The organism is Corynebacterium sp. MSK195 (genome assembly GCF_030228885.1).
Taxonomy (GTDB): Bacteria; Actinomycetota; Actinomycetes; order Mycobacteriales; family Mycobacteriaceae; genus Corynebacterium.
Genome location: NZ_JASPGT010000004.1, coordinates 1 through 23,299 on the forward strand (window position 1 = coordinate 1; position 23,299 = coordinate 23,299).

At 58.8% G+C, this 23,299-nt stretch carries 31 protein-coding genes and 3 tRNA genes; 12 read left to right on the forward strand and 22 right to left on the reverse strand.

Annotated elements, in window-relative coordinates:
• The 10 genes from QP909_RS05060 to QP909_RS05105 form a co-directional block, all read right to left on the reverse strand.
• Positions 1–295: hypothetical protein (locus tag QP909_RS05060; protein WP_284766389.1), on the reverse strand; the 295-nt coding region annotated here is incomplete at its 3' end.
• 85 nt (positions 296–380) lie between these two features.
• On the reverse strand, positions 381–866 hold the full coding sequence (locus QP909_RS05065; protein WP_284766390.1) for a hypothetical protein: 486 nt from the start codon (positions 864–866) through the stop codon (positions 381–383).
• 2 nt (positions 867–868) lie between these two features.
• Positions 869–1,315, reverse strand: a complete 447-nt coding sequence (locus tag QP909_RS05070; protein WP_284766391.1) for a hypothetical protein — start codon at positions 1,313–1,315, stop codon at positions 869–871.
• 437 nt (positions 1,316–1,752) lie between these two features.
• The gene (locus tag QP909_RS05075; RefSeq protein WP_284766392.1) at positions 1,753–3,180 is read right to left on the reverse strand and encodes a DNA primase family protein; all 1,428 of its coding nucleotides are present in this window, start codon (positions 3,178–3,180) and stop codon (positions 1,753–1,755) included.
• A 21-nt stretch (positions 3,181–3,201) separates the two neighbouring features.
• Complete coding sequence (locus QP909_RS05080) at positions 3,202–3,687, reverse strand: hypothetical protein (RefSeq protein WP_284766393.1); 486 nt, start codon at positions 3,685–3,687, stop codon at positions 3,202–3,204.
• A gap of 2 nt (positions 3,688–3,689) precedes the next feature.
• Positions 3,690–3,914 carry a hypothetical protein gene (locus QP909_RS05085; protein WP_284766394.1) on the reverse strand — a complete coding sequence of 75 codons (225 nt, stop codon included), beginning with the start codon at positions 3,912–3,914 and terminating at the stop codon, positions 3,690–3,692.
• Between the two features lie 60 nt (positions 3,915–3,974).
• On the reverse strand, positions 3,975–4,154 hold the full coding sequence (locus tag QP909_RS05090) for a helix-turn-helix transcriptional regulator (RefSeq protein WP_284766395.1): 180 nt from the start codon (positions 4,152–4,154) through the stop codon (positions 3,975–3,977).
• Positions 4,155–4,189: 35 nt separating this feature from the next.
• On the reverse strand, positions 4,190–4,435 hold the full coding sequence (locus tag QP909_RS05095; RefSeq protein WP_284766396.1) for a hypothetical protein: 246 nt from the start codon (positions 4,433–4,435) through the stop codon (positions 4,190–4,192).
• Positions 4,436–4,543: 108 nt separating this feature from the next.
• Positions 4,544–4,864: a hypothetical protein gene (locus QP909_RS05100; RefSeq protein ID WP_284766397.1), complete on the reverse strand. Its 321-nt coding sequence runs from the start codon at positions 4,862–4,864 to the stop codon at positions 4,544–4,546.
• Between the two features lie 31 nt (positions 4,865–4,895).
• A complete protein-coding gene (locus tag QP909_RS05105; protein ID WP_284766398.1) occupies positions 4,896–5,135 on the reverse strand; it encodes a helix-turn-helix transcriptional regulator in 240 nt (79 codons plus the stop codon).
• An 89-nt stretch (positions 5,136–5,224) separates the two neighbouring features.
• On the opposite strand from QP909_RS05105, the gene QP909_RS05110 reads away from it, so the two are divergent.
• Together QP909_RS05110 and QP909_RS05115 are read left to right on the forward strand one after the other, a co-directional pair.
• Positions 5,225–5,782 (forward strand): hypothetical protein, encoded by a 558-nt coding sequence (locus QP909_RS05110; protein WP_284766399.1) that lies wholly within the window; start codon positions 5,225–5,227, stop codon positions 5,780–5,782.
• Positions 5,757–6,977, forward strand: coding sequence for a tyrosine-type recombinase/integrase (locus tag QP909_RS05115; protein WP_284766400.1), 1,221 nt, complete (start codon positions 5,757–5,759; stop codon positions 6,975–6,977). The genes QP909_RS05110 and QP909_RS05115 overlap by 26 nt, the downstream gene beginning before the upstream one ends.
• A gap of 119 nt (positions 6,978–7,096) precedes the next feature.
• Here QP909_RS05115 and QP909_RS05120 read toward each other — a convergent pair.
• From QP909_RS05120 to QP909_RS05150, 7 genes are all read right to left on the reverse strand, one after another.
• Positions 7,097–7,169: transfer RNA gene (locus tag QP909_RS05120), tRNA-Arg, on the reverse strand.
• 119 nt (positions 7,170–7,288) lie between these two features.
• Positions 7,289–8,362: a GTP-binding protein gene (locus QP909_RS05125; RefSeq protein ID WP_284766401.1), complete on the reverse strand. Its 1,074-nt coding sequence runs from the start codon at positions 8,360–8,362 to the stop codon at positions 7,289–7,291.
• 49 nt (positions 8,363–8,411) lie between these two features.
• Positions 8,412–9,986, reverse strand: a complete 1,575-nt coding sequence (locus tag QP909_RS05130; RefSeq protein WP_284766402.1) for an SLC13 family permease — start codon at positions 9,984–9,986, stop codon at positions 8,412–8,414.
• A 260-nt stretch (positions 9,987–10,246) separates the two neighbouring features.
• Positions 10,247–11,611 carry a magnesium transporter gene (mgtE, locus tag QP909_RS05135; RefSeq protein WP_284766403.1) on the reverse strand — a complete coding sequence of 455 codons (1,365 nt, stop codon included), beginning with the start codon at positions 11,609–11,611 and terminating at the stop codon, positions 10,247–10,249.
• A gap of 91 nt (positions 11,612–11,702) precedes the next feature.
• The gene (locus tag QP909_RS05140) at positions 11,703–12,461 is read right to left on the reverse strand and encodes a hypothetical protein (RefSeq protein ID WP_284766404.1); all 759 of its coding nucleotides are present in this window, start codon (positions 12,459–12,461) and stop codon (positions 11,703–11,705) included.
• A 44-nt stretch (positions 12,462–12,505) separates the two neighbouring features.
• A complete protein-coding gene (locus QP909_RS05145) occupies positions 12,506–12,814 on the reverse strand; it encodes a DUF202 domain-containing protein (RefSeq protein WP_239194011.1) in 309 nt (102 codons plus the stop codon).
• Entirely contained in the window at positions 12,807–13,169 is a 363-nt protein-coding gene (locus QP909_RS05150) for a YidH family protein (RefSeq protein WP_204610495.1), read from the reverse strand. The genes QP909_RS05145 and QP909_RS05150 overlap by 8 nt, the downstream gene beginning before the upstream one ends.
• A 241-nt stretch (positions 13,170–13,410) precedes the next feature.
• Between QP909_RS05150 and QP909_RS05155 the strand changes: the two genes are divergently transcribed.
• Together QP909_RS05155 and QP909_RS05160 are read left to right on the forward strand one after the other, a co-directional pair.
• Complete coding sequence (locus QP909_RS05155; protein ID WP_269953798.1) at positions 13,411–13,794, forward strand: NUDIX hydrolase; 384 nt, start codon at positions 13,411–13,413, stop codon at positions 13,792–13,794.
• Positions 13,795–13,968: 174 nt separating this feature from the next.
• Positions 13,969–14,103, forward strand: a complete 135-nt coding sequence (locus tag QP909_RS05160) for a hypothetical protein (protein ID WP_284766405.1) — start codon at positions 13,969–13,971, stop codon at positions 14,101–14,103.
• 83 nt (positions 14,104–14,186) lie between these two features.
• Here the strand turns inward: QP909_RS05160 and QP909_RS05165 are convergent.
• Positions 14,187–14,275, reverse strand: a tRNA-Ser gene (locus QP909_RS05165).
• A 108-nt stretch (positions 14,276–14,383) separates the two neighbouring features.
• Here QP909_RS05165 and hisC point away from each other — a divergent pair.
• A complete protein-coding gene (hisC, locus tag QP909_RS05170; RefSeq protein ID WP_284766406.1) occupies positions 14,384–15,436 on the forward strand; it encodes a histidinol-phosphate transaminase in 1,053 nt (350 codons plus the stop codon).
• Positions 15,437–15,829, forward strand: a complete 393-nt coding sequence (locus tag QP909_RS05175) for a phage holin family protein (protein WP_239279081.1) — start codon at positions 15,437–15,439, stop codon at positions 15,827–15,829.
• Here the strand turns inward: QP909_RS05175 and QP909_RS05180 are convergent.
• A complete protein-coding gene (locus QP909_RS05180; protein WP_284766407.1) occupies positions 15,826–16,086 on the reverse strand; it encodes a MoaD/ThiS family protein in 261 nt (86 codons plus the stop codon). The genes QP909_RS05175 and QP909_RS05180 overlap by 4 nt on opposite strands.
• Before the next feature lie 59 nt (positions 16,087–16,145).
• On the opposite strand from QP909_RS05180, the gene QP909_RS05185 reads away from it, so the two are divergent.
• The 4 genes from QP909_RS05185 to QP909_RS05200 are packed head-to-tail and all read left to right on the forward strand — an operon-like array spanning position 16,146 to position 19,204.
• Positions 16,146–17,282 (forward strand): molybdopterin molybdotransferase MoeA, encoded by a 1,137-nt coding sequence (locus tag QP909_RS05185; protein ID WP_284766408.1) that lies wholly within the window; start codon positions 16,146–16,148, stop codon positions 17,280–17,282.
• On the forward strand, positions 17,279–17,758 hold the full coding sequence (locus QP909_RS05190; RefSeq protein ID WP_049377333.1) for a MogA/MoaB family molybdenum cofactor biosynthesis protein: 480 nt from the start codon (positions 17,279–17,281) through the stop codon (positions 17,756–17,758). Before QP909_RS05185 ends, QP909_RS05190 begins: the two co-directional genes overlap by 4 nt.
• Positions 17,748–18,209 (forward strand): molybdenum cofactor biosynthesis protein MoaE, encoded by a 462-nt coding sequence (locus QP909_RS05195; RefSeq protein WP_284766410.1) that lies wholly within the window; start codon positions 17,748–17,750, stop codon positions 18,207–18,209. Before QP909_RS05190 ends, QP909_RS05195 begins: the two co-directional genes overlap by 11 nt.
• The gene (locus tag QP909_RS05200) at positions 18,206–19,204 is read left to right on the forward strand and encodes a ThiF family adenylyltransferase (protein WP_284766411.1); all 999 of its coding nucleotides are present in this window, start codon (positions 18,206–18,208) and stop codon (positions 19,202–19,204) included. Before QP909_RS05195 ends, QP909_RS05200 begins: the two co-directional genes overlap by 4 nt.
• 27 nt (positions 19,205–19,231) lie before the next feature.
• Here the strand turns inward: QP909_RS05200 and QP909_RS05205 are convergent, their stop codons facing one another.
• Complete coding sequence (locus QP909_RS05205) at positions 19,232–19,492, reverse strand: hypothetical protein (protein ID WP_284766412.1); 261 nt, start codon at positions 19,490–19,492, stop codon at positions 19,232–19,234.
• A gap of 227 nt (positions 19,493–19,719) precedes the next feature.
• Positions 19,720–19,803: transfer RNA gene (locus QP909_RS05210), tRNA-Ser, on the reverse strand.
• Between the two features lie 177 nt (positions 19,804–19,980).
• Between QP909_RS05210 and QP909_RS05215 the strand changes: the two genes are divergently transcribed.
• Positions 19,981–20,937: an NAD(P)H-quinone oxidoreductase gene (locus QP909_RS05215; RefSeq protein ID WP_284766583.1), complete on the forward strand. Its 957-nt coding sequence runs from the start codon at positions 19,981–19,983 to the stop codon at positions 20,935–20,937.
• Here the strand turns inward: QP909_RS05215 and QP909_RS05220 are convergent.
• Entirely contained in the window at positions 20,934–22,190 is a 1,257-nt protein-coding gene (locus QP909_RS05220) for an aminotransferase class V-fold PLP-dependent enzyme (RefSeq protein ID WP_284766413.1), read from the reverse strand. The two genes, QP909_RS05215 and QP909_RS05220, sit on opposite strands and share 4 nt — an antisense overlap.
• A 213-nt stretch (positions 22,191–22,403) precedes the next feature.
• Here QP909_RS05220 and wzm point away from each other — a divergent pair, with 213 nt between their 5' ends.
• On the forward strand, positions 22,404–23,255 hold the full coding sequence (gene wzm, locus QP909_RS05225; protein ID WP_269953837.1) for a galactan export ABC transporter permease subunit Wzm/RfbD: 852 nt from the start codon (positions 22,404–22,406) through the stop codon (positions 23,253–23,255).
• Positions 23,256–23,299 lie beyond the last annotated feature (44 nt).

Genomic DNA, 23,299 nt, shown 5'->3' on the forward strand with positions numbered 1-23,299 from the left:
GTTTTGGGAAACCAACCCGGCCCAAGAAATAATGGAAATCAAGGCAAATGCCTAGGAACAAAACCCGGGACACTTCATTTTTAAGCGCGCCTGCTCGTACCTGTTCAACTTGGTTGCGGGCGGTGTCTAGCTGCTTAGCGGTGTTGTAGTGCTGAATGCGGTTCAGGTATGCCTTTTGCGCGCCCTCTACGGTGTAGTCACCGCGTTCAGAATTAACGATTTCGCGGGCGTTCGCCAGGTCACCTTGGACACGCTGTAGTTCGGTATGGATAGCAGATAGTGAAGTCTTGGGCATAATGGTTCTTTCCTTGAATTGTTGGGGGTGTGGGGGTTAGCAGGCCGGAATCCCTACGGCCCGCGCCCCCACGTGCGTATGGTGCTCATTTCTTTACCGTCTTCTTTTTCTTGCCCGGCTTCCAGTCCGGTAACAGATGTTCGGGAACGTAGGCGCGGTGGCGGATATGTGCCGCCGGGTGCTCTGTGACAGTGGGAGTGCGATAGTTGGCGGTGCGGCATCGTTTCGTTCCACGAAAGCGTGAACATTCCCGAATAGCGCCTTTGATGATTGTCACCTGCTCATGCAGGATTGCTTCAACCTCTGCAGCTGCGCTTTTACTCGCTGTTTGGTGCATGTCCGCCCACTGCTCTGCAGCTTCTTCCAGCGTGTCGATTAATTCCAGCGTGTCACCAGATTGGAGGAAAATCATGCGGGCATATTGCCGTGGCTTGTAGCTGCCTTTGTTGAAGTACGTTTCCTTGGTCAACGCCAGAAAGCGGGAGTAGACGAAACGTAGGGCGGTTTCAATCTGTACAGGCGTTACAGGGGTCTTAGGTTTAACAGGCGTGCTGTTCTTATTCTCTGCCACTGTTAAGCCCCCAGGGTGTTAAGTTCACGGTTTACCCAGTTGAGCAATTGGGCGGTTTCTTCTTGGTCTTGGTCTTCAACATCTACGCGGGCAATCTTTGCCAGCTGACATACCTTTGATGCGGCGGTAGCTGCTGTTTCGATGCAGTTGCGGCGCTCTACGAAATCGTCCGTCACCTCTGCGCGGTCTAATTCGTCGTGGGCAATATCCACAAACCGGGCCATAAGGTCTACGCGTTCCCGGCGGGCATGAACGGATGCGGTCTTAATAGCGTCCGCGATACCGTCTGTGCTCCATTCAAGGCCTTGGCGTTCCGCGCTTTTGCGTACCTGCCAGCGGGTTACGCCTAAGCGGCGTGCGATACCGGCTTGGGAAGTGCCTTGGCTGTGTAGATGCTTTACGTCTGCATCTATTTTTTCGGCTGCGCCAGGGCGGGACTTTCGGCTCATGGGGACTCCTATTGTTGGGCTGTGTGTAGTTGTTGGGCTAGGTTTTCTACTTCTGTGCGGTGGTATAGGGTGCGGCGGCGGTCGCCGGGGTCTTTGAGTGGTGTTAGGTGTCCGCATCGTGTGCGGTAGCTGATTGCGTCGGTGGTGATGCCTGCGAGGGCTGCGGCTTGGGTTCGGGTTAGGTATTCGCTTTGTTTGCTCACACGGCCATTACACGCAATTACATGCGTTGTTCTTAGGGATGTGGGCTGTTTGGCGTTCTGAAGTTGGTTGGAACATGTTCTTGGCGTTCTTGCTGGTCAGGGCGTTATGTGGTTTGTTCCAGAACAAAGATTGTGTGTTCCTGTGTTCCGGCGTTGATTATTGGTTTGTTCCGGAACACGGTTGGAACACGCTAAAAATAGGGTGTGACCTGTTGGAACACATGGAACATGTTCCTAGGCACTTTGCTGGTGAGATTCTTTAGCTAGGGCTAGGGGAATACCTTTGACACCAAACACATACCGGCTTTTCTTAGTGTTCGTGTTGGGTTTAGTGTTCTTGACTTCAATGTCAGGCGAAACTGAATCTAGCTGTTGGGCAAAGTTCTGTTGATTCATGTTTGAGCGCCCTACAGTTTCACACCAAACTTTGTAGGCGGCATAGACCGCTTTAAGTTCTACGTAGTCGTTGGGGTTGCCAGTAACTCTGTAGGTGGGTTCTTCGTCCAGGAAGTTCGCCACGGGGCTGTTAAGGTCACTCATCATCGATTGAATATCGCCCATTGTGTCCGGCTCCGTGAAGTGGTGCTGGTGTTCCAAACGCTGCAGCCCTGCTAATGCCCAGTTAAAGATGCCAGGTAGTTCCGCCTTTAGCTTCGCTCCTAGCTTTTCGTCTCGTTTTCCCTCTGGTACGGACTTGGTTAGCTTCACGGAGACGAACCGCCTAATCATCGCGCCGGATGCGTCTGGAAATCGGGGGACTTCATTGGATACCAGCATGAAGCGGGTGGGTAGGGTGCCGTTCCAGTAGGACTGGTTCTTTCGGTTAATGGACACTGCATCTTCTCCGATGATGGATAGCAGGCGTTCCACGGTGGTGCCGCTGGTGTGGCTATAGTCGCTACGTGCGTCTTCAATGACGGCTAAGGGTTTGCCGATTAAATCCGATAATCCAAACTCACTGCCTAGTTTCGTTAAGGATGGGGAGACTACGTTTTCTACCCCTACCAGCTGTTGAATAGTGCGGCTTAAAGTTCCTTTACCACCACCCGGTGGCCCTACTAGCACTAGCGCCTTTTGTAGGTCTGTGCGTCCGCTAATGGCGTATCCTGCGAACTCTTGAATTGCTGCACGCCCTGCAGGGTCGTGGGCGAAAGTATCGTCTAGAAACTTTTCAAAGGTTGGGCACGTGGCGGCGGCATCGTAGGAAAAAGGAAGCGACCAAGTATTAAACAGCTCCATGTGGTCGCCCTGCATGAAGTTACCTGTGCGGAAGTTGAGCACACCATTTTGCAGAACGATTAGGTTATTCGGGTTCATGGTGTTGTCTTGCCCAATCCAGAATGGTGCATCCTTTTTGTCTTTGAGCATAAGGGCAATCTTTAGCGGCTCCATGAGATTAGAGACACTGGCTGTTGTGGGCGACCAGGGCTCCGGGCCTTTGGCTTTGGATAGCATGACTTCGCCTAGGCGTGTCCAGATGGGACGTTTGATTTCTAGCTCATTTTCTTCCTGCTCCCAGTGGGTGCCGTTGAACAGCCACCACTGTCCACGCCAGTACACGGTGTTACGATTCCCCTCCGTACTGAATACGTCACCTACCAGCCTTTTCGCCACGTGCATGGCGTTGGAAATTGGCGGGTAGAACTCGGGTTCTTCGGCCATAGTGTTATCGGTCTCCTTGGGTTAGGCGGCGTTTACGGCGTTCATGGGGCGGATGCGCATCCGGGCGGCGCGTACTTGGTCTATGCCCTTTAGAATCGCGTCCAGCTCTTCTAGTGCGCTGTTATCGGCGTTAGCGACTAGACGTTCGCCGTAGGCTTTAACTTCGCGTCGGTAGGCTTCATCGATCACTTGGGATACGAATCGCGGTAGCTGTTCGGGGTGTCCGCGTGCTTCGAGTAGGGCGTTTAGCTCTGCGCGTAGTCCGTTATCCGTGTCTTTAAGCTCCCCAGCTTCAAGAAGTACGGCGTGCAGTTGGATGATTACACTTCCGGGTTCTTGGTGGTTGGCGAACTCTACGGTGTCCAGGGCGTGAAAGATGCGCTGGTGTATCCAGTTAGGGAAGTCTGAAGCCTGTAGGCGGGCCATAGCGGCGTTAGCTTGTGCGGCGGGTGCTGCTATGACTGATGCCAGTACTTCGCGGCTTAGCGTGGCTTCTAGGGCACTCATAGTTACCGCCCCCTGTTTCGGTATGACGTGTGGCCGGGTAGCGGTTCAGAACGTGCAGCGGCTTCTTTGCGGCGTTCGTATTGGCGGCGGCGTTCGGCGTTCTCTGCAAGTTGTTGGGCGCTTGGCTTGTAGCGTTCTTGGGCGGCTTTGAGTGCAGCAATCATTTGGGGCGTTAAGCTGCTCTTACGGGCTTCGGGATTAGGTTCGCTTGGTGTATAATCAACCATTGGATTTCCTTTTGACCCGGTAGTTTTGGTGTGACTACCGGGTCTTTTAATGTGGGTGGACTAGGGGGTTAGCAGGGCTTCGACTTCTGCTCTGCGATAGAGGTTCATGCGGGTATCGCGGGTGGACTTGATGGGATGAAGTAGGCCATCGTTGGCACGCTTTGTAATGGTGTTGGCAGACAGCCCTGTTAGCTCCACCACCTGCGCTTTGGTTAGGTATTCCATTGGTACTTGGGACATGTGTGTATGAATACGCACAGTGTTGCGTTGTCCGACTAAGTTAGGGTGTAGCCAACGGGGGTAAAGTTCTCTACCGCGTAATCCCTAGCGCCCTGCAGCTGGTAAATGAACTCGTTGATTTCTTCCACCGTGAACGGATCTGAATGCGATGGTTCAAACAGTGGGGATACCCAGATTCGAGATTCACCCGTGCGTTTATCCAGGACTGCTTGCACAAAGTAGTTTCCAGATTGGCGGCATTCCTCGATGGGCTGTTCGATGATAGAATCGGTGTTACTCATTACAACTCCTTGGTTGGGGGTTAGTGATGGATGTGTGAACGTGGACTAAAAGCCCCTGTTCGTTGCCCTGTAGATGCGGCTACATCTACGGGGCTTTTTCTTATGGGTTCATGCAGCCATTGCCAGGGGGCCGGTGGAACGTGCCGGATTGGTGGCGGTGGCTCCACCGTCGATAACAAAGAAGCGGCGGTGACCTACAGCGGCGGCTTCACGCTTGATGCTGCGCGGGATAGCGAGGATGGAAGTTACTTGGGGTTCACCGTCGATGAAGTGAATGAAGCCGATAGTCCAGGTGCCGTTCGTGTCCTGCGGGGTGGTGTTGCCGTATGCGTTCCAATCGCGGATGACGTGGGCGGCTTCTTCCTTGGTGAGGTAGCCGGATGGGGTGAGGGTCTTTGCTTGGGGTGTGACAGTTAGGTCAATACGCATTATGTGTGTCCTTGGTTGGGGGGTGGTGTGATTACGCGGCTACCTGTTCGGCAATCCATGCTTCAACGTCTGCACGCATGTAGTGAATGCGTCCTGCGATTCGCACAAAGCGGGGGCCTTTATTCCGGCACCGCCAGGTGGCGAGGGTGGACTCTGTTACACCGATTTGTTCTGCCAGTTCAGTCGGTTTGATGCTGTCGATTAGCTGCATGTCTTGGTGCTCCTGTGCGAGTGAAGATTTTGATTTGAGGTTCAATTTGTTGACCCTCATGGATTGAACTATAGTCGCTTTTGAGTGGTTGTCAATTGAAGCTCACTCGCAAACTGGAAAACTCAACAGCGATCAACAACACTTGAAGCGTGGATCAGTGGGAACTAAGGGACTTTGAAGACAATCCAGACGGCACGTTTACCGTGTTTGCAGCACCTAAAGATGCAGATGCGCTGCCTTATCTATCGGCAGATGTGACCGTCCGATTGAATGACGGAAAGATTGAATTACTAGCCCTCACCCTCCATAAGCAGGGAATGCGCAACAGTGACCTCTACCCCGTTACACCTAAAGAAGTCCGGGAGTTCCCGTTAGTTCAATTGCTTAACCAAGCTGAAATTGCTTTATCCGGCGATTCCCAAAATGGGGCAGATGACGGTCTCGTTAACTACGCGGCGCTTCGCAAAGAATGGCCCAAAGGCGACGTGGACAAAGTATGTAGAGCAGTTGCCGACCTGTATCACCATGCGGCGACAATCAACATTGGCAGGCAAGAAGTCATTGAAGCGGCGTTTGGGGTTTCAAAGGCTACCGCCGGGCGGATGATAGCCAAGGCAAGGGAACTAGGCTACATTCACGTTTCAAGTGCTGTTGGTCGCCCGAAGAAGCAAGGGAAACAACATGGCACGCCGGAAACTAGAAGTTAATGAACTAGGCGAAATTTCCATTAAGGAAGTTGCAAGGAAGAATATCGACGGGCGGGTTCGCACCATCTACCGCGCCCGCGTCCGGGTGGGCTGCATCGACGGCACCATTCGCCAGGTACAGGCAGACGCACCAGGAAAAGCAAACGCCCGTGAAAAAGTAAAGGCCGCTGCACGCTTAAAGGCTTATGGCGTTAAGGCTGAACAAACACATTTCCTCGACATAACTAAAGATTCGACCGTACTGGAACTAGTGGAATTTTCCCTAGATAACCGGGAAATCATTCGGGACTTTTCTAAAGACGTTCGCCAGCAAAAGGGACAGGTCAAAGAACAGACCGTCAAGAAGTATCGGGAAACGTTAAGCACAATCCGTGGCGAACATGGAGACATGAACCTTGGGGCAATTCCCCTCGGCAACGTCACAGGCCTATTGGTCACAGGGTGGTTGGAAAGCGTTTCTAAACGTGTCCCCACTACCGCCCGACTATGCAAGATTGTTCTGTCCAGGGCATTCAACATTGCTATGCGAAAAGGCATTGTGGACTGGAAAGAAAACCCAACCGCCGGAACCGAAATGAACAAAGGTGTTCATCGTGAGCCAAAGGCGTTAACCCCCACGGAAGAAGCAAAAGCGATTGAGCTAGTACGCCGGTGGCAAACACCACGAAAGTTCACAGACCTACGGGGCATTGTGGAATTACTATCAGGCACAGGCCTGCGTCCTAGTGAAGCGTTAGCACTACGTTGGGAAGATATAGACCTATCGGCAACACCCGCCCAGCTCACTGTTAATGGCACGGTGGTGGAACTTGAGGGTGGAAAGAAAAAGGGTAAAGGAATCATCCGCCAGGACGTGACAAAGACAATGCACGGTTGGCGGACAATCTTCCTAAGTGAAGCCACTACAAACATGCTCATGGAACGTTGGATTAATCGTGAGCATGATTATGTGTTCCCCAACCGTGAGGGCGGTCTACTCAATCCCCACAACGTTAACCGCGCTTGGCGTGAAGCCCGTGGGGAAGAATTGCCGGAAGTAAAGTTGAAAGACTTCCGCCCTACCGTGGCAACCAAGATTGAACGGAAGCACGGCGCGAAAGCCGCTCAACGGCACTTGGGGCACGGCTCGACCACAATCACGGAGAATTACTACATTGAAGCCGCCCCGGCGGGTGACTACACGGATGCGCTTTAGAACGGCGCGATTCGCGTAGAAAACCAAAGCGCGGGATAACCGTGGGAAAGTTTGAACCCCCAAGGTTTCCCACGACTAAACCCCCTAACTGTTTGTGCAGCTAGGGGGCTTTTTGTTTGTGCGCCCGGAGGGATTCGAACCCCCAACCTTCTGATCCGTAGTCAGATGCTCTATCCGTTGAGCTACGGGCGCAGACCGTTGGCGAGCAGTGCGTGTGCTCTGCTGTGCAACGAGAATTTACTATACCCACGGTCCGGAAAACTAACAAATCGCCTGTTCACCCGGCGTTCACCTGATGGAAATGGAGGCAATTAGGGGGCGATGAGGGCGGCAACTTCGGCGTCGGAAAGCAGAGCACCCTGAAGCGCCCTGAGGGTGGACCGGTGATCGAAGTCGATACCGATAAGGACAATTTCGGTACCGGGCGTCACGTCATTTGCAGCCCAGAGCGAAGCTGGCACGATTTGAAGGTTAGGCCCAGCCTGCTGCCAAGCGTGGGCGAGTTGAAGATCGGTATCGAGCCAGCAATACCCCTTAGAACGCACCAGGCCGGTACTGGCACGAAGGGCGGCGAGCAGACGATCGCGGTTAAAGGGGCGGTCGGCGCGGAAAACGACGGAGGAAATGCCATATTCCTCGGTTTCGGGCGTGTGCGGCTTAGCCAGCTCCTCGGCGTAGCCATGGTAAGTCGCGGCAGTGGCGGCGTCGTACAGGTGGGCATCGAGGACCAGCCGTGGGTCAATGGCACCATCAGTGACCATTACGACTCGGGCACGGGGGTTCATAGCGCGAACGGTTGCGATGACGCGCTCGGTTTCGGCAGCATCAACCAAATCGGTCTTGGTAACAAGGATGAGGTCAGCAAACTCGACTTGGTCCACGAGTAGGTCTGCCACGGTACGATCATCGCTGGGTGTGGCCTCAATATTCTCAGACGCGAGGCTCTTGCCGCGACGCAGGTAATCAAGAAAGGTGGAAGCATCCACGAGAGAGACCATGGTGTCGATAGGGGCGACGTCGGCAAGCGTGGTGCCGTCCGCAAACTCCCATTCAAAAGTGGCGGCCACGGGCATAGGCTCGGAAATGCCAGTGGACTCGATGACGATCTGATCGAAGCGGCCGGAGCGGGCCAGCTTACCTACGGATTCGATGAGATCCTCGCGCAGGGTGCAGCAGATACAGCCATTGGATAGCTCGACAAAGCGATCCTCACCGCGCTCGAGGTGCCCCTCACCAGCAACGAGGGTGGCATCGATATTGACCTCGGAGAAGTCGTTGACGATGACGGCAAGCTTACGCCCTTCGCGGTTGGCAAGAAGGTGGTTCAAGAGCGTGGTTTTTCCGCTGCCCAAAAATCCGGACAGTACAGTAACGGGTGTAGCCATTCCCTAATGATAACGTTTTTCATTAGGGAATGGCTACGAAGCCCCAACCTTAAATGGACAGGCCGAAGATTGGCACTGCCAGCAAGTACACCGTCAGGGTGATGAGGAAAATGCCGATGATATTGAGGCCAAGGCCACCCTTGATCATCTCGCCGATCTTGACGTAGCCAGAGCCATAGGCAATGGCGTTCGGCGGGGTGGCAACTGGGAGCATGAATGCACAGGTTGCCGCCAGGGCCACCGGGATGGTGAGGAGAAGGACGTTGATATCGCCATCGGCAGTAAGCCCCACGCCCACGGCGACGCCGCCCATAATCGGAATGAACGTGGCTGCCGTCGCGGTATTGGAGGTGATCTCCGTCAGGAAGAGCACCAGCGCAGCCACGGCAGAGACGATGAGGACAACCGGCAGGACGCTAAGCCCCTTGGCCATCTCACCAATCCACAGGGACAGGCCGGAGGCATTAAAGACCGAGGACAGCGACAAGCCGCCGCCGAAGAGCAGGAGGACGTCCCACGGCATTTCATTGGCCGTCTTCCAGTCCAGCAAGCGGATACGGCGCTGGTTGTCCGCGGGCAGGATAAAGAGCAAGATGCCGGCGGCGATGCCCACGATGGCATCGTCATAGTTCTCAAATTCCTTGAGGACCAGCGGCAGGGTAACCCAGGCTGCGGCAGCGAGGACGAAGATGATGCCCGTCATGATCTGGGGGCGGGTCCAGGGGCCGAGTGCCTTAATTTCGTCATTAATGAGCTCGCGCCCGCCTGGAATATCCTTCATTTCCGGCTTGAAAACGGTAATGAGCAGGGCCCAGGCAATCAGCAAGAAGGTCACGGCGAGCGGCACACCAACCGCCATCCACCGACCAAAGCCGAGGGTTACGTCCCAGGTATCGGCCATATATGCATTGAGGAAGGCATTCGGCGGGGTGCCGATGAGCGTACCCAGCGAACCGATGGAAGCGGAGTAGGCAATACCCAGCATCAGCGCCGTGGCAAACTTCTTTTGCTTTTCCCAGCCACCTACGGTTTCCGCGGTCAGCGCGAGCACCGAGGTACCGATAGGCAGCATCACCACTGCCGTAGCGGTATTAGATACCCACATGGACAAAAAGCCGGTGGCCAGCATGAATCCCAAGATCAGGCGCTTGGGCGAGGTGCCGATGATTTTCACCACGTATAGCGCTAGGCGGCGGTGCAGGTTCCAGCGCTGCAGGGCAAGCGCAATCAGGAAGCCACCCATGAACAAGAAAATGGTGGCGGACGCGTATGGGGCACCTACTTCCTTAATCGTGCCCACACCGGCGAGCGGGAAGATGATCAGCGGCAGCAGCGCGGTGGCGGCGAGCGGAATGGCCTCGGTCATCCACCACACGCCCATCAAGATGGTTACTGCGGCGACGGTACGGATGGCACTGAGCGTGTACTCGGCTTCCGGATCTGCACCCGCGGAGCCCTGTACGGTCTCGATCGCATTCGAGGGGAAGATAAAGAAGACTAGTACGGCCAAACCCAAGCCGATGAAAAGGCCGATGAACTGACGGCGCCACTCGCTGCGCGGCGCTCCGGGGGCCTCGTCACCTTCGGTGTGGGCGGTAGATTCGTGAGTATGCGGGGTGGTCATACCGCGCGCTCCTTCACATAGAGGGGATTGTGCTGTGGGTTATGCTCCGTATTTCCCAGTTTATTAGCTAGGCCGAGGCAGCAGACCGAAAGTTATCCAGTTCACTGCGAAGCATGCACTGACCATACAAAACATGTGACGCAGAAACCATATCCCGCCACACGCAAGCACCCCCGCACCCCCATAGAGCACACATCGCACCTGCCCGAAACCGGAAATGTCCCCACCACTTCCCCACCCCCGAACCGCAGGGAGGCGTGCTAGATGCCCAGCACGGTTTTGGCAATCAGGAAGTAGATAATCAGGCCCGTGGCATCGCAGAAGGTAGAGATGAAGGGGTTGGAAAAGACCGCCGGATCGGCGCCGATGGTCTTAGCCACGATGGGCATAAGCCCGCCGACGGTCGCGGAAATGGAACAGATCAAAAACAGCGTCGAGCCGATGACGAGGCCGATGCTTAGGCCATAGACCAGGGTGGCCAGCGCCAGGCCAGCTAGTCCCAGCACGGCGCCGAGTAGCATGCCGACGCGCAGCTCGCGCCACATGACGGCGAGGAGATCGCGCGTGCGGACGTCGCCCAGCGCCAAGGCACGCGTCACCGTGGTAGCCGCCTGGTTGCCGGTATTTCCACCGGTACCGGTCAGCAGCGGAATAAAGAGCGACAGGACCACGGCCTTGGCCAGTGTGTCTTCAAAGGAATCGAGTACCTGCACCGTTAGCAGCGCAGAGACGGCCAGCACGAGCAGCCACACGATGCGCGAACGCACCAGCTTGAGCAACGGAGTGGACAGGTACGGCTGCTGGAGGGCCTCGGTACCGCCGGCGCGAGCAGAGTCCTCGCTATCTTCTTCCTCCACGATGTCGGTAGCGTCATCCCACGTCAGCAGGCCGACAAGGCGGTGCGACTCATCCACAATGGGCAGCGCGAGCATATCCAGTGGCAGGAACCACCGCGCGGTTTCCTCGGCATCAGCACCGGCACGAGCAAAGATGGGATCGTGCATAATATCGGCCATGGTCAAAGCGGCATCGGCGGTAAAGATTTCACGCAGGCTCACCACGCCCACTAGGCGCCGATCTTCGCGCGTGATGGGCACGGTATAGATGGTTTCTAGCTCATTCGCCGTCTCCCGCAGTTTGAATAGCGCGTCCTTAACGCTCATTTCTGGGTGGATGACGGGCACCTCGGGCGACATGCGGCGTCCCACCGAGCCCTTGTCGTAGCCCAGCACCACGCCCGTGACATCGCGCTTGGATTGAGTCAGCGAGCGCAGCAGGCGATCGGCGATTTCCGCGGGAAGCTCGTCCAACAAGGCCACCCGGTCTTCCGGATCGAGCTCATCAAAGAACTCATAGACATCGGAATTGCCCAGCTCATCGATGATATCCGCCTGGTGCTTGGCATCGAGGGCATCAAAGACGGCGATCGATTTTTGGCGCGGCAGCAGGCGCAGGGCCAGCGCCGCGCGGATGGCATTTTGCCGCTCGACGACGGCGATGAGATCCTGCAGCGGCACCCTATCCAAAAGTTCTTGCAGGCGCGGGGCCTTTTGTGGATCGATGGCGTCTTCTTGTTTCAGCCACGCTTCGACGATATCGCTAGCCTGCTCGGTGGTCTCCGCCATCGCGCTGCCCTGCCTTTCTTGCCTCTGGGATTTAGCTCCCTGAGTATTAATTACAGCCCATTTAGACTACGCCATGCTGCAGGGAATGCCGCTAGCCGGCAACCTGCCGGTGACCGGTTACCGCAAGGTGCGGCGTATCCCCGTCCAACGTGAGGTTTCCGGTGAATTCTTGGGTAGCGCAGCAGGCCGGGTCATCGTCAGCATAGGCACGCCAGGTAACGGTGACCGTGTCTTTGGTCCACTGCAGCTGCTGGATATGCCCACGCGCTGGGGGCATTCCCTCGCGCTCCCAATCATCCACCTTGGTGATGTAATTCAGGTCGTTGTCATAGATGAGCAGGTTATCCGGCCATCCCGTGCCGCCCTTATTACAGACGTAGGTAATAACGGCTTCGTCCCTGCCATCACCGTTGATATCCGCGTAGGCGCCCATTGGCGTATCGTCCTGATTCAACTTCAGACCGGCCATCGCATGGGGGTAGCCAGCCTTCAGGCTTTCCGGCAAATTGCCGCCTTCTAGGTTGCCAGCTTGGTTCTCACATAGTGCCGGCACCCACAAACTGTCTAAGGCTTCTACCGGGATGATTTTGTTTTCCCCGCCAGCCTCGGTGTCTTTGCCTTTGCCGGCATCGGCTACGGTTTCTGTGTCATCTGCGGAACCATCAGCGGAGTCTTCCTCGGCTTCGGTCGCGGTATCGGACGCGGCCGCCGCAGAGGAGCTCGGGGCAGTGCCGGTGAAATTCGGCTTATCCGCGGACTCGGTGGAGTCAGTGGAATTGGAACAGCCGCTCAAGGCGGCAGCGGCGGTCGCCGCGACGACGGCAAGAGGGAGAGATAGGGATTTAGGCATAGGCATAATATACAGCGCCACGGCTCCCCGAGCCGGGTGAAAACCTAGAAGAAGAGCCCCCACAGTGCGAAGGCAGCCAGCAGCGACACGAGCCCCGCAGTGCTCGCAAGGATGACCGCGTGGGGAAGGGAACGGTGGGTGGATAAGGCGGCGTCGACAAGCGCGGCACGCTGCCACACCGCCAAGGCCAACGCCACAACACCGGCGGCTAGGAAGACTAGTGGCAAGAAGACGTGCACGCTCACCGCCCGCATTACCCCCAGCACCACCAAGGACAACGCCAAAAGGGTGCGCTGCCACGATAGGCGGGTGCGTTCGGGCTGCAGGCCGGGATCAAATAGTGGGCTAGCCAAGAAACTCGCCCACTACTAGCGCGCCCGCTACCACCATGATCGCCACGACGAGCACCGGGATGGCAAAGCTAAAGGGCAAGGGGCGTTCCTCGCGCATCGCACGTTCGGACTGCTTCCAATGCACCCACGCCACCAGCGGCAGAATAATGGCGACGACCAGCATGAATACCGACACCGCCGAGCGCAATTCGGCCGGCAGGGGAACGTCAAAGGCCTCGAGCGCCACGCCACCAGCAATCAACGCCAGGGAGGTGCGGATCCAAGCCAAGAACGTGCGCTCATTAGCGAGCGTGAAACGCGGATCAGGGTCGGTGCCAACCGCGAACACCGAGCGGGGAAACCTCGAGTCACTCATGGGTACCACTTTATATTCATTCGCCATCCGCGTCGTGATAAGCCCGCGCAACGCACAGCCTTTCCGTAGCCTCAAAGGCGCAGGCCAGCCTCTGAGTAATGGAGCATTCACACCCTATGTACCCACCTGAATCGATGAGGTCAGATGGCGCCGCTAGAGCAAACCCCACGGCCTGCGTGTGGGCGCGAGTGGGTACCAGGCTTTCTGAATTAACCCGCTGTAGCGAGTTATAGTCGGGCCCATGATTGAAGTTGCCGCCGTAGTTTTCCGTAATTCCTTTGGCCATGTCCTCACCGTGCGCAAGAAGTCTTCCACCAAGTTCCAGCTGCCTGGCGGCAAGCTGGAGACCGGCGAAACCCCAGTACAGGCCGCGGCCCGCGAGGTCGCAGAAGAAATCGGCGTTGATGTCCGCCTCCCTGAGCTATCCCTGCTCGGGACCTTCGATGCCCCGGCCGCCAACGAACCCGGCGAAACCGTGCGCGGACGCATTTTTACCTATCCGCGCCCCGTCCTTGCCCGCGCTGCCGCAGAAATTGCCGAGATCGCGTGGGTAGACCCCACCAACCCGGATCGCGAGCTCGCCCACCTCTTGCGTGACAAGGTCTTTCCCGCCCTGCGCTCCTAAAACCCCGACCGGCTCCAAGGCGCTTTCTCGCTTCCTATTGCGCCTTCTGGGAGGACAACTTAGAGTTATTTTCATCAGGATCGATTGATGAAAGGACGTCCCTCCATGCCGCAACCATCCACACCTGGTCCTATCACAACGATTTGTTTCCTCGTCCTCGGAGTTATTAGCTCTGTGATCGCCATTCTCCTGGTGCCCGCCCTCTTCCACGAGGTCACTTCTTTGCGTGCTGCGGCATTTACCGGAAGCTTTATCTTCGGCACCGGCATGCTCGTGCTCTTCCGCCGCTGCGCCGCGTACCAGCGCTAATAGCAGAATTTCAGCCCCTCAACCCGAGCTTTGCGCCGCCACCTGAAATGAGAAAATCCCGAGCTCGCACGCTCGGGATTAGATGGCGGAGATGAGAGGATTCGAACCTCCGGACCCCAGAAGGGTCAACTCCTTAGCAGGGAGCCCCATTCGGCCGCTCTGGCACATCTCCACGGTTCGCAAGGAACCTCGTTTGAGAATACCTGCCTGCCCCGCCGCTGCCAAACTAGCCCCCTGCTTTCACGCCCGCAGCAAAGACGCAGGCCCTAAAGTGGGAGGCATGATTCGCCCAGACCTGAAAGCCATCCCCGCCTACGTCGCCGGTGCGCGCAACGATGACGCGCTCAAGCTCTCCTCTAATGAGGCCGCGCACCCGCCGCTGCCGGAGGCGGCCGCGGCCATGGCGGAGGCCGTGACGAAGGCCAACCGTTACCCGGATATTGCGGCCACCGCGCTGCGCGAGGACCTCGCCGCGCACCTGGGTGTGGAGTATGGACAGGTTGCGGTGGGCACCGGATCGTCCGCGCTGTGCCAACAGCTGGTGGAAATTGCCGCTACCCCTGGTGAAGAGGTCCTCTTCCCGTGGCGCTCCTTCGAGGCCTACCCCATCTTCGCCCAGGTAGTCGGCGCCCACCCCATCCCGGTTCCGCTAGGTGCAGACCAGCGCGTGGATCTGCCGGCCATGGCGGACAAGATTACGGACAAGACCCGGCTTATCTTCGTGTGCAATCCCAATAACCCGTCCGGCACCACAGTGACCAAGGAGGAGTTCGCCGCCTTCATGGATGCCGTTCCTGCCGACGTCCTCGTTGCCCTCGACGAGGCCTATATCGAATACAACCGTGCCACCAACATTCCGTTGGGTACGGAGCTGGTGGGCACCTATCCGAATCTGGTATGCCTGCGCACCTTCTCAAAGGCTTATGGCCTGGCCGGGGTGCGCATCGGTTATGCCTTTGGCCCAGAAAATATTATTGAGGCCCTCAATAAGGTGGCCATCCCCTTCTCCGCCAGCACCGTGGCACAGGTTGGTGCGCGCGCGGCACTGGCGGCGCAGGATTCGCTACGGGAGCGCACCGATGAGGCCGTCGCCCAGCGCGAGCGCCTAGAAGAAGCCTTGCAGGACTGGGGAGTGCCGCATTCCGAGGCAAACCATGTCTGGCTGCCGGCCGCGAATCTGGCCCGCCTTGGTACCCCGCAGGAGGTGGCCGCTCGCCTGGCCGAACACGGCGTGCTCGTGCGCGCGTTTAGCGAAGGCATACGCATTACCGTGACCACCGAGGAAGAAACCGACACCCTGTTGCAGGCGTGGAACGCAACCATAGGAGGCTAAATGCGCTCGCTCATCAACTTCGCCCTGAACGTCTTTGCCATCGCGGTGGCGCTGTGGGCGGTGGTCACCGTCATTCCCGGCATCACCATCACCCCGGCTGAGACTGGCAATTTCATTGCCATCGCCATCGTTTTCATCATTATTAATGCCGTGGTCATGCCGGTTCTGCGCGTCCTCGGCGCGCCGCTGACCTGCCTGACGCTCGGACTTTTCTCCCTCGTCATCAACGGCGCCGCGCTTATCATCGTGGAGTGGGCGCTCAATTCCCTGGACCTGGGAATCGGCCACCTCGTCATCGACTCCTGGGGCGCCGCAATCATCGGCGCCATCGTGCTGTCCATCGTCAGCAGCGTCATCAACTTCTTTACTAGCCCGCTGCGGCAGCGCGATTAGCCTCCCGCAAACGGCGGCAGGACGTCCACCCGGGTAACACCAGCCAGTGGGGAATCCTTGGCGGTGTTCCCGGCGCCGTCGATAAGAAAGCTACAGCGCCCCAAGACCTCTTTCAGGCTCATGCCGGCCTCGGTGGTGCCGGTATGTTCCCTGCCCAGCTGCGCCACCAGAGCACCCAAGGTGGCGGGGGCTTCTACCTGCTCAGAAGCCACGCCCGCAGCGGCACGGGCGGCGGCGAAATAGTGAACGGTCAACATGCCCTCCACTATGCCCCGCACGCCCATGCCCTGTCGAGACCGCGGGTAAACTAGCCGCCATGCGCACACCCGAGACTCACGCGCGCGAGGTCGCCGCGGCCCTGCCCGCACGCCAAACCACCACCGTGCCCCTCACCCAGGCTCAGGATATGGTGCTAGCTGCGGATATCCACGCCGGCTTCCCCTCCCCTCGCTTTGATAACTCCCAGATGGATGGCTACGCCCTCCCGCAGTGTGCGGCCGGGACCTACCCGGTGGGCCCCACCATCGCGGCCGGCACTGAGCCCTCCCAGGTACTCGACGGCCCGCTTGCCGGCGCCTGCCCCATCATGACCGGCGCCAAGGTCCCGGAAGGAACTGCAGCCATCGTGCCCATCGAGCGCTGCGAACCACAAGAATTCCTCTCCCCGGGTGACCGCATTACCGCGCCAGAGGCCTCGCCAGGCCAATTCATCCGCCACACCGGCTCCGACCTGGAAGAAGGCGCCCTCCTCGCCGCCCGCGGCGATAAGCTCACGCCGGTGCGCTTGGCCGCCCTCGCGTCCCAAGGAATCGACGAGGTAGAGGTCTACCGCCCCGCCCGCATCCTTATCTGCACCGGCGGCGCTGAAATCGGTCACGGCAGCGCCGCCATTCCGGATGCCAATGCGCCACTTTTGACGGCAATGGCCGGCCGCGCCGGCATCGACGTCGCGGGCTATATCACTACCGACGATGACCCGCAGTCCCTAGAGCGCGCTTTCGCGGAGGCCATCGCGCAACACCACCCGGATGCCATCATTACCTCAGGCGGAATTTCCGCCGGGAAATTTGAAGTAGTCCGCCAGGTGCTCGATGGCTGGTTCGGCCATGTGGACCAGCAGCCCGGCGGCCCGCAGGGCATCGCCGCATTCGGCGGAACGCCGGTCATCTGCCTGCCCGGAAACCCCATTTCCACCTTGGTAAGTTTCCGCCTCTTTGTCGCCCCTGCGCTCGGTTGGGCTCCGCAGCCTTTCCTCGTCCCCCTTGCCGCGGGCGTCGAGGGCCTCCCGCACAAGGACCAATTTCGCCGCGGGCGCGTCGATTCCCACGCCCATATCCTCGGTGGTGCCAGCTCCCACCTGCTCGCCCAAGCGGCAGACGCCACCCATCTCATCCGCATCCCTGCCGGTCAACGCCTTGAAGAAGGCCAAGAAGTGGAGGTTTACCCACTATGAGCCCACAGCGCACCGCCATCGTCATCGTCGCCTCTACTCGCGCCGCCGCGGGCATCTACGACGATCGCTCCGGCCCCATCGCGGTGGATTTCTTGCGCCGCAAGGGCTTTGACTGTCCCGACGCACGCATCGTCCCCGATGCCGAAATCGCCGCCGCCGTTGCCGCCGCCTTCGCCGAAAAGCCCGCGGTCATCCTGACTTCTGGCGGCACTGGGCTGACACACGATGACCGCACGGTCGAGGCCGTCGCCCCACATATCACCCGCGAGCTGCCCGGCATCGCGGTGGCCTTCTGGCAGAAGGGATTGGAAAGCGTGCCCACCGCGGTGGCCTCTCGCGCCATTGCCGGCGTCAATGACTCCACCTTTGCCATGACGCTTCCCGGTTCTACCGGCGGGGTAAAAGATGGCTGCGCGGTTTTGGAAGAATTGATCGTTCCGATCGTCGATATGTTAGAAGGAAAACATGAGCACTGATCCCTCCTATGTGGCCGAGCAAACCGGCCGCACCATTGGCACGCTGCTGAGTGATCAACCCCTTGAATCCCTCCTTGCCGCTGCCAAGGAAGAGGCCGCCACGGCCGCCATGGGTGCCGTCGTCACCTTTGAGGGCATTGTCCGCGATCACGATGGCGGCCGGCCGAATGTCACCCTTCTTTCCTATAGCGCCCACCCATCCGCGCCAGAGAAGCTACAAGAAGTCGCCGATTCCGTTGCAGCCAACCACCCCGTGCGCCTGTGGGCCGCCCACCGCACGGGGGATCTCAAGATCGGCGACCTCGCCTTTGCCGTAGTAGCGGCCGCCGCGCACCGCGGCGATGCCTTCCGGGCCGCCGAGGAATGCGCCGATCGCGTCAAGGCGGAAGTCCCCATCTGGAAGGAGCAAAGCCACGGCGATGGCTCCACCAATTGGGTGGGCCTGGAATGAGCATCCGCTATGCCCGCCAGGAAGCGCTCTGGGGCGAGGAGGGTCAGCGCAAGCTCAGCGACGCCCACGTAGCGGTCATTGGCGCCGGCGGCCTGGGCTCCCCGGCCCTGCTTTACCTCGCCGGCGCGGGTGTGGGCCGCATTTCGCTTTTCGACGACGACGTAGTCTCCCCCTCCAACCTGCACCGCCAAGTCATCCACACCACCGCCGCCATCGGCACACCGAAGACGGATTCCGCCGCGGCCGCCGTCCGCGCGCTCAATCCAGAGGTGGACATCACCTGCCACGGCCGCCTCGAATCAGCGTCAGCGCTGAAACAATTGCGCGGCTGCGATCTCATCCTCGACGGCACCGATAACTTCGACGCCCGCTACCTCAGCTCCTGGGCCGCCCACGAGCTCGGCATCCCACACGTATGGGCCTCCATCCTCGGCTTCGACGCACAGCTCAGCGTGTTTTGGTCCGGCCACGGCCCCGTCTACGAGGATGTCTTCCCTACAGCTCCCGCACCCGGCGAGGTTCCTTCCTGCTCCCAGGCCGGAGTTCTGGGCCCGGTGGTCGGAGTCGTCGGATCCGCCATGGCCCTCGAAGCCCTCAAACTCATCACCGGCGTAGGCACTCCACTCACCGGCACGCTCGGCTACTTCGATGCCCTTTCCGGTACCTGGGAATACATCCCGCTCCAGTCCACCGGCGCGCAACCAACCCAACCTGCCGACGCCCCCGAAGTCCGCGAGGTTCCCCCGCACGCTCCGCTTATCGACGTCCGTACCTCCCCCGAGCGTGCCCAATCCGCCATCCCCAATTCCACTCACTTTGAGCTCGACCGCATCCTCGCCGGCGAAGATCCCGACATCGAACCAGATGCTGCGGCCGTAATCTACTGCGCCAGTGGCATCCGCTCCGCCCAAGCCGTCGATATCCTCCGCAAACGCGGCTTCCCCCACGTCGTCTCCTTGCGCGGCGGCATCAATTCCTGGCTCGAGCAGCAGTAACCGAATGTCCCTTGACAAGACCGCAGCCTAACGGTCGATTTTGGTTTTATGCTCCTTATTTCGCGCAAAAAGGAACCAGACAAGTGGCCCGAGGAACGGGTAGGCAAATGCCGCCATCACCAGCAATACCTTGACGCCTCCGCTATATCCCGAACGGATGATGGAAATGAGGGAGGCCACCCAAAAGACCAACAGACCAATGACGATGACGGCTCCTAGCCCGCTCCATAGCCAGTCATACGATGCCGGTATCTGCTCCTCGGCCAAGTAGGAAATGTAATTTGTCATAGTCGCCTCAACGTTAACGGTGTTTGAAAGTCCGTACCTCAAGGTAGAAGCTCAATGTAAACGCTGTCTGACCGTGGACTTAATTTTCACTGTCGCCCAGCGAAACCGTCCCACAACGTGAGTAGGCACCCTACCGAATCGGTAGGGTGCCTTAATACTGCACTCCCTCGCTCAGAAGCTATAAGCTTCTATGCTCCTTTAATTTAGAAAGGAAGCTTAGGCAGCTGCGGAGACGGCGGGATTTGAACCCGCGGAGGTATTACCTCGCCGGTTTTCAAGACCGGTGCATTCGGCCGCTCTGCCACGTCTCCACGTTGTATTTCGTAAACGCTCTTCGCGCCTACGAAGCAACTTAGTCAGTGTACTAAATTGATAGCCCGGTTTCCCAAAAAGCCACCTGCAGCACTGAATGTCACCGCAGGATACTCCGAATTTCGTGGCACAGGACACACAAGGTTCGTTAGATTGGGCCCATGACTACAACACACATGAAGGCTATCGTTCAGACCGACCCGCAGGATCGTCGGTCCTTAGAGCTCCGCGAAGTCGATGTCCCGCAGCTGCGCCCCGGCGAAGTGCTCGTCAAGGTGCAGGCAGCCGGCGTTAACCGGGGCGATATCCTGCAGACGATGGGTGCCTATCCGCCGCCACCGGGGGCGTCGGAAATCTTGGGCTTAGAAGCAGCAGGCACCATCGCCGATGCCGGGGATACGAACTGGGAGGTAGGCACCGAGGTGGGCTGCCTGCTTGCCGGTGGTGGCTACGCCGAATACGTTGCGGTTCCGCAGGGCCAGCTGCTTCCCGTGCCCAAGGGGTTGAGCATTGAGGAAACTGCAGCGGTAGTTGAGGTCGGATGCACCGTGTGGTCCAACCTGGGCATTGAGGCGGGCCTTCACGAGGGCCAGCGCGTCCTCATCCATGGCGGGGGTGGCGGCATTGGCACTTTTGCCATTCAGGTAGCCAAGGCGCTCGGCGCAGAGGTGGCGGTTACGGCTGGCTCGCAGGAGAAGTTGGAGCGTTGCCGCGAGCTGGGCGCCGATATTCTCATCAACTATAAGGAGCACGACTTCGTAGAAGAGTTGAAGGGAAGCTGCGATGTCATTTTGGACATCATCGGCGCGAAATATCTGGAAAAGAATATGAAGTGCCTGGCTAAGGACGGCAAGCTCATTATCATTGGCATGCAGGGCGGCACCAAGGCGGAAATCAACTTGGGCGCCATGCTGCCCAAGCGCCTGACCGTCCAGGGCACGACGTTGCGCGCCCGCGACTTAGAAGACAAGGCGCAGATTGTTGCGGGCACGGTAGAAAATGTATGGCCCATGCTGGAAGACGGCCGAGTAAAGCACGCGCTGCATGCTACTTACCCGCTTGCCGACGCCGCCCAAGCCCACACCGCCCTAGACAGCGGCGAGGTCACCGGCACCTTGGTGCTTAACGTTTAGGCCAGCGAGGCTACGACGCGGATGAGATGCTCAACGTCGTGATAGGTGTTGAAGGGGCCGAGCGCAACGGTAACGGCGCCGCCAATTTCTTCCACGCCCATCTCCGTGAGCAACGGGGTCTGCGGGGCAAGCGTGGTAACAAGGCCGTTATCGAAAAGGCGCTTGTACACGGTCTCGGCCGGAACACCCTTTACTGCGAAGGTGAGGCGCGGCAGGCGATCGTCGGAGGCGCCCGCGGCCGCTTCCCCGGTCACGCCAAGAATATGCACGGCGGGCAGGGTGCTCAAGAAGGAATAGAGGTCAGCGCGCAGATCCTCCAAGTAGATGCTGAGCGCATCCATAGAAGTGCGCAGGCGCTTGCGGCGCGAGCCGCTCTCCCCACCGGCGAGGGCGGCAAGATGGTCTACAAGCGGTCCGACACCGCCGGCCAGACCAGAGGAAATGGGCGTTTCCAGCTTGCGGGCGCCCTTGCCGGTATGCACCGGATCGAGGGAGTCGAGGCGGCGGAACATGCGGGTATCGCGGAAGACCAAAGCTGCTAGCTGCGGTCCGCCCAGCAGTCCCAGGTCAAGGCCCAAGATATCGGCGCCGAGATCATCAAAGTTGATGGGGCGGTAGGGGGCGATCGCAGAGACGTCGAGAAGCGTCCAGGCGCGGGAGCGCTCATGGACGGTGTCAATGATCTCGGCGGCCGGGGATACCGTGCCCAAAAGCTCGTGCGCGGCGGAGAAGGCAACGAGTCGCGTGGAGCCATCGACAAGCTCGGCAAATTGGAAACCTGGCAGCTCACCCGTGCCCAAATCTGGCTGGGCCCACCGGGTTTCTGCCTTGACCTCAGAAAACGCCGAGTACAAAGACGGCGGATCCAGTTTGGAGAGCACCACCGAGGAATTGCTGCCCAACAGCGGGCGGGCCGCGTGCGCCAAGGACTGGTACAACACGGGCAAGGACGGGCCAAGCACCACGCGGTCTGCCTTGGATCCGGTCAGATCCGCTACAGCCATGCGTGCGGCGGTGTAATTACCATCGCCTTCCAAACGGCCCGGCGCGGGCGTAGCAGAGTGGGCGCCGCCTGGCCCCTCCTGGGGGGCCACTGCAGTAGACATCCGGAAGGAGCGCGCCACGCCGGAGGCGACGCGCTCAGAGATTTGGGGCACCGCGTGCGCGTTGAGGTAGGTCCAACCATCAGATAGCCCGGTGTATAAACCGCGCACACTGAATACGTCGTAGTGTGCCGAAGCTCCTGCTGGCATTACGGTCCCCTTCTTTATCGCACTAGGCATCGCCACACAGTGGCGGTCGGTTTCCTACTGTATACGCGTTTGTCCCAAGTTTCCCAAATCTGAATTTTCGCTGGATACCGCTGTTTTCGCAGGCTGGCGGCGTGTAGTTCCCGTTTGCCCAGCCCGCGCGCTAGGGTGTTGAGCGTGCAAGATAACAATCAACTGCGCGCTGATATCGCCCGCATGACCTCCCAGCCAGACGGCGAGGCCACCCCAGCGTCCCAGTCCGAGACCCTCAAGGCCGCCTTCGCGGACCTGGTGCAGGGTGCACAGCAGCGCGAGCTGTGGTTCAAACTGGGCATTCAAGATATTAAGCAGCGCTACCGCCGCTCTGTCCTGGGCCCGTTTTGGATCACCATCGCCACCGGCGTGATGGCCCTTGCCTTGGGCCTGTTGTATTCCATGCTCTTCCAGATTCCTGTCGCGGAGTTCCTCCCCCACGTCACCGTGGGCCTTATTATGTGGACCTTCATTTCGGGTTGCATCAAGGAAGGTTCCACCGTCTTCATTGACAACGAGGGCTTGATTAAACAGCTCCCCGCCCCGCTGTCGGTGCACGTTTACCGCTTGGTGTGGCGCCAGACGTTGTTTTTGGGCCATAACCTCATCATCTGGTTACTGCTTATCCTTATCTTCCCGCGCAGCCTAGGCTGGGAGTTCTTCCTCTTCCTCCCCGGCTTGGCCTTGTTGCTGGTCAACGGCGTGTGGGTCACGATGTTCTTTGGCATCATCGCTACCCGCTTCCGTGACGTCGCTCCGCTGCTAGAAGCACTGACCCAGCTGCTGTTCTACGTCACCCCGATTGTGTGGATGACCAATACCTTGAAGGACCAGGGCGGTGCGGTGGCCAGCCGCGCCCGCATCGCGGAAATCAACCCGCTCTACCACTACCTGGAAATCGTCCGTGCGCCCATGATCGGTGAACCGGTGGCCGCCTACCACTGGTGGATCGTCATCGGTTGCACCGTACTCGGCCTGCTCATCGCCGGCTTGGTCATGCGCAAGTGGCGCTTCCGCGTCAGCTACTGGGTTTAAGCCCACGCCCTGCACTTCCTGAGATTCCTGGAAAGGATACAGAC